Consider the following 12,235-nt stretch of genomic DNA (forward strand, 5'->3'; position numbering starts at 1 on the left):
CCAGATGAATCGTAAATATAACAGGCAGGCATTAATGATTCCTTTTGTAGTCATGTGTATTGCTGCCCTTATTCTCGTCGGATTGTTATTTATTGTTCATCGAGTCATGGCACTGCTTGCAGGCGGCATCATTATAGCAATCATTGGAATAAGTGTATTTGTACTTAAAAACGGCATTCAGCGCAATGAACGTTATTTTGAACAGCTATCCACACGTGTACATAAAGGCCGGTCATTCGCTGTGACAGAACTTCCTATTGGTGTAGTACTGCTGGATGACTCAGGTCATGTAGAATGGCATAACCAGTTTATCAATGAAAAAATTGACCGTCCCATATTAAGCGATCCAATCAACGAAGTGTTTCCTAATCTGTTGAATCAACTGAAAGTCAATGGTATAGATGAAGTGCAGACACAGTATAAGGATAATAAGTTCAAAGTGCGTTATGGAGAGGAAACGAATGTTCTTTATTTTCTCGATATTACAGACAAAGTAGAAACTGATGAACTGTTCGAAGAATCAAAACCGGTCATCGGAACTATTTTTCTCGATAACTATGATGAAATTACGCAGAATATGAGTGATGCCAATAGAACAGAAATGAACAGTATGATGACGACAGCAATCAATACATGGGCTGAAGAAAACAATGTCTTCGTGAAACGTTATTCTTCTGACCAGTTCATTATTTTTCTGAACAATCGTATTTTGAGTCAGATTGAACAGACAAAATTTAACCTGCTGGATATCATTCGTGAGAAAAGTCGTGAAAAGAAGACGCATATTACGCTAAGTATCGGTATCGGTGAAGGTGCAGATAATTTAATTGCGCTCGGTGAACTTGCTCAATCGAGTCTGGATCTTGCCCTTGGTCGCGGGGGTGACCAAGTAGCAATTAAAAACTCTGCTGGCGGTGTAAGGTTCTTCGGTGGCAAGACCGATCCGATGGAAAAACGGACCCGTGTCCGCGCGCGTGTCATATCGCATGCCTTGAAGGATATTCTTGCAGAAGGTGATAACGTTATTATCATGGGGCATAAACGTCCTGATATGGATGCTATCGGAGCAGCAATTGGTGTCGCAAGATTTGCCAAGATGAATCAACTGAAAGCTTATATTGTATTAAACGACCATGATATCGATGAAACATTAAGCCGCGTGATGAATGAAATTGCTGAGAAACCTGAACTGAATGAAACATTCATTACCTCTGATGAGGCATGGACATTGATGACGAATCGAACGACACTCGTCATCGTTGATACGCATAAGCCGGACATGGTTATCGATGAGAATATACTGAACAAAGCATCGCGAAAAGTAGTCATAGACCATCATCGACGCGGAGAAGAATTTATTTCCAGTCCACTGCTCGTCTATATGGAACCTTATGCAAGTTCTACTGCTGAGCTTGTGACTGAGTTGCTGGAATATCAACCTGAGGAACACAAATTGACGCGTCTTGAATCAACAGTCATGCTTGCAGGAATTATCGTCGATACACGAAACTTTACGCTGCGCACAGGTTCACGAACATTTGATGCAGCCAGTTATTTAAGAAGTCACGGGGCTGATACGATTCTTTGCCAGCATTTCTTAAAAGACGATATCAATACGTATTTGAAGCGAAGTGAATTGATCAAAACAGTTGAACTCGGTCATGATGGTGTGGCGATTGCGTATGGTCGTGATGATGATATTTATCATCCTGTCGTTGTGGCGCAGGCAGCTGATGAACTGCTCAGCATTGATGGTGTAGAAGCTTCCTTCGTCGTGGCGAGACGCGATGAAGACTTAGTGGGCATATCTGCACGTTCGCTCGGCGAAATCAATGTTCAGCTGGTGATGGAAGCATTGGGCGGCGGCGGTCATCTATCGAATGCAGCGGTACAATTGAGAGATGTATCAGTAGGAACAGCGATTGATCAACTAGAAGAAGTCATCGCTGAACAATTTTCAAGGAGTGAAGTATAATGAAAGTGATTTTTACACAGGATGTTAAAGGAAAAGGGAAAAAAGGCGAAGTGAAAGAAGTCCCAGTAGGGTATGCAAACAATTTCCTTCTTAAAAATAATTATGCAGTAGAAGCAACACCAGGTAACTTAAAACAACTGCAGGCACAGAATAAGCGTGTTGAGAAAAACAAAGAACAGGAACTGATTGAAGCACAACAACTGAAAGAACGTATTGAAGCACTTGAAGTTGAAGTGAAGGCGAAGTCAGGAGAAGGCGGCCGTCTCTTTGGTTCAGTGAGTACAAAGCAGATTGTAGAAGCATTGAAACAACAGCATGATATTAAAGTAGACAAAAGAAAGATGGATCTGCCGGACGGTATTCGAAGCCTGGGCTATACCAATGTCCCTGTCAAGCTGCATAATCAAGTATCTGCAAACTTGAAAGTCCATGTAACTGAAGCATCATAATTAAGGAGGCGCACTAATGGAAGATTACAATCAATCATTACAGATGCCCCACCATTTAGAAGCGGAGCAGTCTGTTCTTGGTGCGATTCTGATCGATCCAGAACTGTTGATGCCGACGCTTGAGCGCCTGCTGCCACAGCACTTCTACCGAAAAAACCATCAGCATATCTTCCAGGCCATGCTGTCGCTCGCAGAGAAAAATGCAGAAGTTGATATCGTGACGATAACCAACCAGATGACTGCTGAAGGAACGCTTGATGAATCGGGTGGACCGGGCTATCTGCTTGAACTATCAAACATTGTACCGACGACCCGTAATATCGACTTCTATACAGAGATTGTATTTCGTGATGCAGTCAAACGGCAGTTAATTACGGTTGCAGATTCCATCGCAAAAGATGGCTACAACGATGAACTTGAGCTGGAATCATTATTGAGTGATGCTGAGAAGCGGATTATGGAGATATCCGCGTCCCGTGGCACAGATGGCTTCAAGTACATTAAAGAAATTCTCCAGACTGTATTTGAAAATGCAGAAGAATTGGACCGGAACCAAGGGCAGACGCCGGGTATTCCAACCGGTTACCGGGATCTTGATAAGATGACAGCAGGATTTAACCGCAATGACCTGATCATTATCGCTGCCAGACCTTCTGTAGGTAAGACAGCATTTGCGCTGAACATTGCGCAGCAGGTCGCCACACATGACCAAGGTTATTCTGTTGCTATATTCTCACTAGAGATGGGAGCCGATCAGCTGGCAACCCGGATGATCTGCAGTACAGGTAATGTGGACTCTAATCGACTGAGAACAGGAACGATGGAGAATGAGGACTGGAACCGGTTCACTGTTGCTATCGGTAAACTGGCGAAGACGAATATTTATATCGACGATACCCCGGGCATTCGCATCACGGATATTCGCGCCAAATCACGACGTTTGAAGCAGGAGCACGGGCTCGATATGATATTGATTGATTATTTGCAGCTCATTCAAGGTTCTGGTTCTAGAAGCTCTGACAACCGTCAGCAGGAAGTATCTGAAATATCCCGGATGTTAAAAGCATTGGCGAGAGAGCTTGAATGTCCAGTGATTGCCTTAAGTCAGCTGTCCCGTGGCGTAGAACAACGGCAAGACAAGCGGCCGATGATGAGTGACATCCGTGAATCAGGATCGATTGAGCAGGATGCGGATATTGTAGCGTTCTTGTACCGTGATGACTATTATAACCGAGGAAACGGCGAAGACGGTGAAGATGGCGAAATCGATGCAGGTGTGCAGGACGAAAATGGTGAGATTGAAATCATCATTGCCAAGCAGCGTAACGGTCCGACGGGTACTGTAAAACTAAACTTCATGAAGCAGTACAATAAGTTCACGGATATTAGCTATGAGTATTCTGGACTAGAAGGTTAAAAATCTAAAAATAAAATAAACGTACATTTTTTATAACAGATATAAAAAATGTACGTTTTTTGTTATCATTACAGTCTTGATCATCATATTTCGTCTGTATAGCAATCATGTATAAAAAGTACTTTAATTACTTATATATCAACGTTTGAAGCTTATCTGGCAATGCATCTGAGTAGTCGTGACTATCTGAAACTTTACATTTGAAACGTTCGGCTTTCGTTTGATTTTTATGTCATTCATTGATAGAATAACAAAGGTTGATTAAATTTGGAGGTGCAAGGATGTCATCTATCGTAGTAGTTGGAACGCAATGGGGAGACGAAGGTAAAGGTAAGATTACTGACTTCTTGTCAGAACAGGCAAATGTGATTGCACGTTTTTCAGGTGGTAATAACGCTGGACATACGATTAAATTTGGCGGCGAAACATATAAATTACATTTAGTACCGTCTGGTATTTTCTATTCAGACAAACTATCAGTCATTGGTAACGGAGTTGTTGTCGATCCTGTAGCCCTGCTGAAAGAATTGGACGCATTAAATGAACGAGGTATTTCTACAGATAACTTACGTATCTCAAATCGAGCGCAAGTGATTCTACCGTATCACTTAAAGCAGGATGAGCTGGAAGAAGAAAAACGCGGAGACAATAAAATCGGTACGACTAAAAAAGGAATCGGACCTGCTTATGTAGATAAAGTGCAGCGTATCGGTATCCGTCTTGCTGATTTATTGGATGAAGAAACATTCCGAGTGAAACTTGAAGACAATTTAGCTGCTAAAAACGAATTGTTCGAAAAAATGTTCGGTGCTGAAGGATTTACGTTTGATGAAATATTTGACACGTATTATGCAGCGGGACAACGCTTGAAACCATTTGTCACAGATACAGCGAAAGTACTGGATGATGCCTTCCATGCTGACGAAAAAGTATTGTTCGAAGGCGCGCAAGGCGTCATGCTTGATATCGATCACGGGACTTATCCGTTTGTGACATCAAGTAATCCGATTGCAGGTAATGTCACAGTCGGTACAGGTGTCGGACCGACGTTTGTTGACCGTGTCATCGGTGTCTGTAAAGCCTATACTTCCCGTGTCGGCGACGGTCCATTCCCGACTGAACTATTTGATGAAAATGGCCATCATATCCGTGAAATAGGTCGTGAGTACGGCACAACGACAGGTCGTCCGAGACGTGTCGGCTGGTTCGATTCAGTTGTATTACGTCACTCACGCCGTGTCAGCGGTATAACTGACTTGTCTATTAACTCTATCGATGTGTTGACAGGACTTGAGACAGTGAAAATTTGTACAGCTTATGAGCTGGATGGTCAAGAAATAACGGAATATCCGGCTAACTTAAATGAATTAAACCGCTGTCAGCCGGTATTTGAAGAACTACCGGGCTGGACTGAAGATGTGACAGCGTGCAAAACAATGGAAGAGCTGCCTGATAATGCTCGTCGTTATTTAGAGCGCATTTCTGAGTTATGTGACGTCAAAATATCAATTTTCTCAGTAGGACCTGACCGTAATCAGACAAACTTATTAGAAGATCTTTGGAAGAATTAGCATAAAAAGAGGCTGGAACTCATCAAGTTCCAGCCTCTTTTTGTGCTAATGGATATCCCGCTTCTTGAAGCGTCCGCCCTTGACTTCTGACACATTGCCAATGGTGACAAAGGCTGATTCATCAAAATGATTGATGATATCCTTCAGCTTATATTCTTCCAGCCGGGTAATGACGACAAATATAATTTTCTTGCCCTCACCTGTATAAGCCCCTTCGCCGGCGAAATAAGTGACCCCGCGACCGAGGCGATCGGTAATAGCTTCACCGATTTCTTCGTAATAATCACTAATAATCCATACTGATTTTGATTCGTCGAGTCCGAGCTGCACGATATCAATCGCTTTAAAAGCTATGAAGTAGGCGATGACTGAATACATCGCTGATTCCCATGTAAAGACAAATCCTGCTGCTATGAAGATGAAGAAGTTGACGACCATTACAATTTCACCGACTGAAAACGGCGATTTTGAGCTGATCAATATGGCTAATATTTCTGAGCCGTCGAGTGAACCGCCGTAACGTATGACAAGGCCGACCCCTAAACCGAGTATGGCGCCCCCGAATATAGTGACTAGAAATTTCTCATCGATAAAGGCAGGCACTGGATGGAGAATAGCTGTCGTGATAGAAAGTATCATAATACCGTATATGGTAGAAATAGCGAATGATTTACCGATCTGCTTGTATCCTAAAAAGAAAAATGGCAGGTTGAGTACGAAGATGAAAAGACCGAGTGGTAAGTTAAGTAAGTGGCTGAACATGATTGAAATACCGACGATACCGCCATCTAAAATTTGGTTCGGCACTAAAAATAATTCAAGGGCAATCCCCATTAAAATGGCTCCTGTCGTAATCATCACAAAACGTTTAATCTTTTCACGCATAGGGAGTTTTCGATGTATTTTCATTGTTTCAGATTCTTTCATAAATGCACCTCTCACTCATAATATCGTTAATTACTTATATTATACTAGAAAAATTTAAAATATGCTTGCCAGTGGAATTATAGTCATGCTATAATCAGTCTTGTGCTGAAAAACCAAGGCCCCTTGGTCAAGCGGTTAAGACACCGCCCTTTCACGGCGGTAACACGGGTTCGAATCCCGTAGGGGTCACCATTTAATTACATAAGGTCCCGTGGTGTAGCGGTTAACATGCCTGCCTGTCACGCAGGAGATCGCCGGTTCGATCCCGGTCGGGACCGCTCTCAGAAGATATGCATCTGATGCATATCTTTTTTTGTGTTGAGGAAGTGTAATAGAAAAATCCTATGAAAAATGTTAAATTAAAGGATAGTATATATTAATAAACTCTATGATGAAAAGAGGTTGTACAATGTCGAGGAAAATCGTTGTTGTAGATGATGAAAAACCGATTGCAGATATATTAGAATTTAACTTGAAAAAAGAAGGCTACGATGTGTCTGTCGCCTATGATGGTAATGACGCTGTTGATTTAATCTATGAAGTACAGCCGGATATTGTTCTGCTTGATATTATGCTGCCCGGCCGTGATGGTATGGAAGTGTGCCGTGAAGTCCGCAAGAAATATGATATGCCGATTATTATGCTGACAGCGAAAGATTCTGAAATCGATAAAGTACTCGGACTTGAACTAGGTGCTGATGACTATGTGACTAAGCCGTTCAGCACGAGAGAACTGATTGCCCGCGTCAAGGCTAACCTTCGCCGCCATTATACACAGGCACAGTCAGAAGAAAAAGAAGAAACAAATGATATTGAGATCAGAGATATCACAGTGTATCCAGATGCCTATTCTATTAAGAAGAGAGGACAGGACATCGAACTGACACACCGCGAGTTTGAGCTCTTCCATTACTTGGCCAAGCATATCGGACAGGTCATGACACGTGAGCATCTGCTGCAGACTGTATGGGGTTATGATTATTTCGGTGATGTCCGTACAGTTGACGTGACAATCCGTAGATTACGGGAAAAAATAGAGGACGATGCCTCTCATCCGGAATATATCGTGACACGTCGTGGTGTCGGTTATTTCCTGCAATCACAGGATTAAACGATGAAGAAGTTTTTGAAGAATTTACAATCGCTTCATATTAAACTGGTCTTGATCTATGTACTTCTGATAATTATCGGCATGCAGATCATCGGCCTCTACTTTACGAACAATCTAGAAAAAGAACTGACCGATAACTTCAAGGAAAATGTGGCACGTCAAGTCAAACAAATTGATTATGACATACAAAAAGCTTATCAGGATAATGGTAATGATGAAAACGCTGAGAGTGAGATACAGAATATCATCGATGACTATTCTTCGCGTTCAGGTATCGGTGAATCTCGTTCTGATATAGACGAAATCAAAGTCGTCAACAGAGATGAACTCGTTGTAGCATCCAGTAAAAACAATGGTACGACACCGTCCATTCAGAAGAATAATGATACACAAATACAAAAAGCACTGACGTTAGGAACAGGCAATGACCGGATTCAACTCCGCAATGTCGGGAGCGCAAAAGAACGTGTCTGGGTGATGAACGAAACACTAACCGTCGACAATAGTCTTGTCGGAGTCATCCATGTGGAATCAACTATCGAAACAATCTATCAGCAGCTGGATAAGATCAACCAGATATTTATTATCGGAACCGGCTTATCACTTATTATTACTGGAATCCTTGGCTTCTTTATAGCAAGAACAATCACAAAACCGATTGCTGATATGCGAAATCAGGCACTTGAGATGTCAAAAGGGAACTATACGAACCGAGTTAAAGTATACGGCGGAGATGAAATCGGCGAATTGGCACTAACGTTCAACAACTTGGCAAAACGCGTACAGGAAGCTCAGGCGAATACAGAAAGTGAGAAGCGGAGACTGGATTCAGTCATCACCCATATGAGTGACGGCGTTATTGCGACTGACAGAAGAGGCCGCGTACGTATCGTCAATGATATGGCGCTGAAAATGCTTGATATGAACCGCGATGAGATTGAGGGCCGTCATGTACTTGATGTGTTGAAGATAGAAGAGCATTACTCGCTTGAGGAGCTCCAGGACAACTCAGGTGGAATCATTATGGATATCATTGAGCAGGAACATTTAATCGTCCGTGTCAGCTTCTCAACGATTATTCAAGACACTGGATTCATCAATGGTTACATTGCTGTATTACATGATGTCACAGAACAGCATCATGTTGAAAATGAACGCCGTGAATTCGTTGCTAACGTTTCACATGAACTCCGGACACCATTAACTTCTATGCGCAGCTATATTGAAGCGCTGGAAGAAGGCGCATGGCAGAATCCTGAACTTGCGCCGCAGTTTTTGACAGTGACACGTGAAGAAACTGACCGGATGATCCGTCTCGTCAATGACCTCCTGCAGCTGTCCAAAATGGATAATTCAGGTGAAGTGCTGAGCAAGGAACTCATTGATTTCAATATGTTCATCCATAAAATCATTAATCGTTTCGAGATGACAGAAGGCAAGAACGCGACGTTTGTCAGGGACATTCCGAAAGCAGGCATCTTCGTGGAAATAGACCCGGACAAAATGACGCAAGTATTTGATAATGTCATCTCCAATGCGCTCAAATATTCAAAAGGTAAGAAAAGAGTTGAATTCCACGTGAAACAAAACTTGTTATTCAACCGTATGACGATACAGATTAAAGATAACGGAATTGGTATTCCATTGAATAAAGTGGATAAAATCTTTGATCGGTTCTTCCGTGTCGACAAAGCAAGAACTCGGAACATGGGCGGTACAGGTCTTGGACTTGCTATCAGTAAAGAAATCGTCGAGGCACACGACGGCCGTATATGGGCTAACAGTAAAGAAGGACAGGGCACGTCAGTCTATATTACACTTCCTTGTGAAGTGTTGGATGATGGTGATTGGGATGTTTAAAGATGTACTGAAAAGCCTGCTGCTGATTGGTCTGGTCATTTCAAGCGTCATACTCACCTATAAAATTTGGAACTTTAAGCCGGAGCTGACGAACGTAGAATCCACATTAGAAGAAAAAACGTCGACGATCGGTCCGAGAAATAATGATAACGTTAGAAATATCTTCATGCCGTTTCAGATGATTTCTTATAAGGAGCAGAACGTCAGAGGAACAACAGATTCAGATGCTATTATGGAAGTCACTGATTATATAGCCGGCAGCAAAGTTGAAAAGACCACACTGCTTGATAATAAGTTGACGTCAGAAATCGGTGATCAGTATGTCATATTTGACTATACAACTGATATACCGAATGCCATGTATTTGACCAACGTCCTTAATATCAGCAGTAAATTTTCGGATAAACATGAATTCAAACGCCTGATTATTGACAGTAACAGCCGTATGCAACTGACGCTCTATCTCTTATCCGATAATCAGATGCTGAAAGTAGAAACGAATGCTAAAAGTGCACCATTCAAAAAACTGTTAAAAAGTTATGACGACCGGATGATCAAATATTCTGGGATTATCACTAATGAAAAGACAACAGATGAGAAGACCAATATTTATGCACCATCGAATGCCAAGCACGCCAAAGCCTATCGTTATATGGCAGATAGAATTAATGTCGAAGATATCAATAATGCAGTACTCGATGATAAGGAGCACGTCATTGAACGTACTCGCAAAAACGGTTCGACGACCTATTTTGGTAATACAGGTGTAGTCTCTATCTCTAACAGCTCCATTTATAAATATAATAACTTATCTGAAACAGACAGTATTAAACCAGAACCAGAAGAAAACGTCGTACGTTCGTTCAGTTTCATCAGTAAACATGGCGGTTTTACTGATGACTACCGTTTGTTCTCAGTGAAGGACAAAAGTCATTCAATCGATTATCAAATGTTCTTAAGTGATCTTCCTGTATTCAATCTATCAGGATTATCTGAAATCAACGTGATATGGGGAGAAAAAGAAGTGTATGAGTATCGTCGCGGGCTATTCTCTACAAGTGTGGCAGTTCCGTCGACGACCAGCGCAAAAGACTTACCAAGTGTTGAGAAAGTACGCTACACCCTTGCGTCAAACAAGAACTATCGATTCAGAGATGTCACGCGGATTTTGATCGGCTATGAGATGAAACTATTAAAGCCGAATGATCTGCAAATACAATCCACATTATTATTCGAGCCGTCATGGTATGTCGAATATGATGGGAAATGGAAGAAATTCGAAGACGGGAGGTTGAAATAGTGGATTGGAAACACGCGAGTTCACTCTTCATCTTCGTCTTTCTCGTGATGAATATCTGTCTTGGCTACATTTACTATAATAAAGTCCAGCAGTCTCACATCATTGATACTCAGGACGAAAAGCAACTATCGTTTGCTGATGAGAGAATCAAACTGCCGAAACTCCCATCTATAGAAGGTGTCGAGCTGAACTATGTATCCGGGCGAAGTAAAATATTCCATGAGGACGAGAAGGATCTGAAAAAAGCGACTATCTCTAACGGCAAAGTCGATGATTCTTTAGCAATCCCTGAAATAGAAGCGACGACTATCATCGAGAAATTGACAGACTTCGTCAAGGAGACACCTTTTGGAGGAACGGAATATATACTGAGCGGTATAGACCGGAAAAACAGACGAATTTATTACGAACAGACATTTAATAACTATCCGATATTGAATAACGAAACAGCTCAGATTGTTTTCAGTTATAATGATGACAACGAAGTAACAAGTTACAAACAGACCTATCTGGATGATTTGAAGATAGGTCTTGGCAACAATAATGAAAAGAAGCAGGTCATTAATCCGAGAAAAGCACTTGAAACACTGTATTATCAGAACGTCCTTCATCCAGGAGATGAAGTGTCAGCAGTAAGGCTGGGTTATTATTCAGTAGGACCTAATATTGAAGGACAAGTGCTGAAACCTACATGGCAAGTAGCGATTATTCATAATGACGATCGACGTGAAACGTTCTACGTTGACGCGCTGCAGCCTGAAGAAACTATATTGAAGTAATGAAGTGAGTGATAATTTTGATAAAGATGTCCGTACTAGCAAGCGGCTCAACAGGTAACGCCACTTACGTCGAAAGCGACAAAGGTGCACTGCTTGTAGATGTCGGTTTGACCGGCAAGAAAATGGAAGGACTGTTCAATCAGATCGACCGGGACATTAAAGATGTCAACGGGATTCTCGTGACTCATGAGCATGTGGATCATATTAAAGGACTAGGCGTGCTGGCAAGAAAGTACCAACTGCCTGTCTATGCGAACGAAAACACATGGAAAGCCATCGAACGAAAAGACCCGAATATCCCGTCTGACCAGAAGTACATCTTCAATCCTTATGAAACAAAGTCTATCGCAGGATTCGATATTGAGTCGTTCAGCGTCTCTCATGATGCCATCGATCCGCAGTTCTATATCTTTCACAATGATTATAAGAAGTTATCGATGATCACGGATACGGGTTATGTGTCTGACCGGATGAAAGGGATGATTCATGGCAGTGACTGCTTTATATTTGAGAGCAACCATGATGTAGATATGCTGCGTATGGGAAGATATCCTTGGAAGACGAAGCAGCGCATATTGAGTGATGAAGGTCACGTCTCTAATGAAGATGCGGCATATGCGATGCGCGAAGTGATTACAGGATCGACAAAGCGCATTTATTTGTCACATTTATCACGGGATAACAATATGAAGGATCTCGCACGGATGAGTGTAGCACAAGTACTGAATGAGCATGACATTGATACGGATAATGATGTCGTACTGTACGATACGGATAAAGACTTTGCGACGATGATTTATGAACTGTAATGATGACGCGAAAGATTAATTCACATAAAACGGTGGA

Annotated in this window: 10 protein-coding genes and 2 tRNA genes; 11 read left to right on the plus strand and 1 reads right to left on the minus strand. The window is 41.9% G+C overall.

What is annotated here, in order from left to right; all coding sequences use genetic code 11:
• The first annotated feature begins 4 nt into the window (after positions 1 to 4).
• From AC3IPL_RS00085 to AC3IPL_RS00100, 4 genes are all read left to right on the plus strand, one after another.
• Positions 5 to 1,975, plus strand: coding sequence for a DHH family phosphoesterase (locus tag AC3IPL_RS00085; protein WP_489241054.1), 1,971 nt, complete (start codon positions 5 to 7; stop codon positions 1,973 to 1,975).
• Positions 1,975 to 2,424 carry a 50S ribosomal protein L9 gene (gene rplI / locus AC3IPL_RS00090; RefSeq protein WP_489241055.1) on the plus strand — a complete coding sequence of 150 codons (450 nt, stop codon included), beginning with the start codon at positions 1,975 to 1,977 and terminating at the stop codon, positions 2,422 to 2,424. Before AC3IPL_RS00085 ends, rplI begins: the two co-directional genes overlap by 1 nt.
• A 16-nt stretch (positions 2,425 to 2,440) precedes the next feature.
• The gene (gene dnaB / locus AC3IPL_RS00095) at positions 2,441 to 3,841 is read left to right on the plus strand and encodes a replicative DNA helicase (protein ID WP_489241056.1); all 1,401 of its coding nucleotides are present in this window, start codon (positions 2,441 to 2,443) and stop codon (positions 3,839 to 3,841) included.
• A gap of 281 nt (positions 3,842 to 4,122) precedes the next feature.
• Positions 4,123 to 5,412, plus strand: coding sequence for an adenylosuccinate synthase (locus tag AC3IPL_RS00100; protein WP_489241057.1), 1,290 nt, complete (start codon positions 4,123 to 4,125; stop codon positions 5,410 to 5,412).
• Between the two features lie 45 nt (positions 5,413 to 5,457).
• On the opposite strand, the gene AC3IPL_RS00105 is transcribed toward AC3IPL_RS00100, so the two are convergent.
• Positions 5,458 to 6,339 (minus strand): YitT family protein, encoded by an 882-nt coding sequence (locus tag AC3IPL_RS00105; RefSeq protein ID WP_489241058.1) that lies wholly within the window; start codon positions 6,337 to 6,339, stop codon positions 5,458 to 5,460.
• 117 nt (positions 6,340 to 6,456) lie between these two features.
• Here AC3IPL_RS00105 and AC3IPL_RS00110 point away from each other — a divergent pair.
• The 7 genes from AC3IPL_RS00110 to AC3IPL_RS00140 all read left to right on the plus strand — a co-directional run bounded on the left by AC3IPL_RS00110 (position 6,457) and on the right by AC3IPL_RS00140 (position 12,198).
• Positions 6,457 to 6,531, plus strand: a tRNA-Glu gene (locus tag AC3IPL_RS00110).
• 13 nt (positions 6,532 to 6,544) lie between these two features.
• A tRNA-Asp gene (locus AC3IPL_RS00115) sits at positions 6,545 to 6,617 on the plus strand.
• Positions 6,618 to 6,748: 131 nt separating this feature from the next.
• Complete coding sequence (yycF, locus tag AC3IPL_RS00120; RefSeq protein WP_489241059.1) at positions 6,749 to 7,450, plus strand: response regulator YycF; 702 nt, start codon at positions 6,749 to 6,751, stop codon at positions 7,448 to 7,450.
• A 3-nt stretch (positions 7,451 to 7,453) separates the two neighbouring features.
• The gene (gene walK / locus AC3IPL_RS00125) at positions 7,454 to 9,310 is read left to right on the plus strand and encodes a cell wall metabolism sensor histidine kinase WalK (protein ID WP_489241060.1); all 1,857 of its coding nucleotides are present in this window, start codon (positions 7,454 to 7,456) and stop codon (positions 9,308 to 9,310) included.
• Positions 9,303 to 10,610, plus strand: coding sequence for a YycH family regulatory protein (locus AC3IPL_RS00130; protein WP_489241061.1), 1,308 nt, complete (start codon positions 9,303 to 9,305; stop codon positions 10,608 to 10,610). The genes walK and AC3IPL_RS00130 overlap by 8 nt, the downstream gene beginning before the upstream one ends.
• Positions 10,610 to 11,389: a two-component system regulatory protein YycI gene (locus tag AC3IPL_RS00135; protein WP_489241062.1), complete on the plus strand. Its 780-nt coding sequence runs from the start codon at positions 10,610 to 10,612 to the stop codon at positions 11,387 to 11,389. The genes AC3IPL_RS00130 and AC3IPL_RS00135 overlap by 1 nt, the downstream gene beginning before the upstream one ends.
• A gap of 26 nt (positions 11,390 to 11,415) precedes the next feature.
• Positions 11,416 to 12,198, plus strand: coding sequence for an MBL fold metallo-hydrolase (locus AC3IPL_RS00140; protein ID WP_489242215.1), 783 nt, complete (start codon positions 11,416 to 11,418; stop codon positions 12,196 to 12,198).
• Positions 12,199 to 12,235: the final 37 nt, after the last annotated feature.

It is taken from the genome of Macrococcus sp. GL_134, from assembly GCF_057834705.1.

What these genes read in the sequence shown, in the direction of transcription:
- AC3IPL_RS00085 (WP_489241054.1), top strand. Translation starts at nt 5, where the DNA reads ATGAATCGTAAATATAACAGGCAGGCATTAATGATTCCTTTTGTAGTC.
- rplI (WP_489241055.1), top strand. Translation starts at nt 1,975, where the DNA reads ATGAAAGTGATTTTTACACAGGATGTTAAAGGAAAAGGGAAAAAAGGC.
- dnaB (WP_489241056.1), top strand. Translation starts at nt 2,441, where the DNA reads ATGGAAGATTACAATCAATCATTACAGATGCCCCACCATTTAGAAGCG.
- AC3IPL_RS00100 (WP_489241057.1), top strand. Translation starts at nt 4,123, where the DNA reads ATGTCATCTATCGTAGTAGTTGGAACGCAATGGGGAGACGAAGGTAAA.
- AC3IPL_RS00105 (WP_489241058.1), bottom strand. Translation starts at nt 6,339, where the DNA reads ATGAAAGAATCTGAAACAATGAAAATACATCGAAAACTCCCTATGCGT.
- yycF (WP_489241059.1), top strand. Translation starts at nt 6,749, where the DNA reads ATGTCGAGGAAAATCGTTGTTGTAGATGATGAAAAACCGATTGCAGAT.
- walK (WP_489241060.1), top strand. Translation starts at nt 7,454, where the DNA reads ATGAAGAAGTTTTTGAAGAATTTACAATCGCTTCATATTAAACTGGTC.
- AC3IPL_RS00130 (WP_489241061.1), top strand. Translation starts at nt 9,303, where the DNA reads ATGTTTAAAGATGTACTGAAAAGCCTGCTGCTGATTGGTCTGGTCATT.
- AC3IPL_RS00140 (WP_489242215.1), top strand. Translation starts at nt 11,416, where the DNA reads ATGTCCGTACTAGCAAGCGGCTCAACAGGTAACGCCACTTACGTCGAA.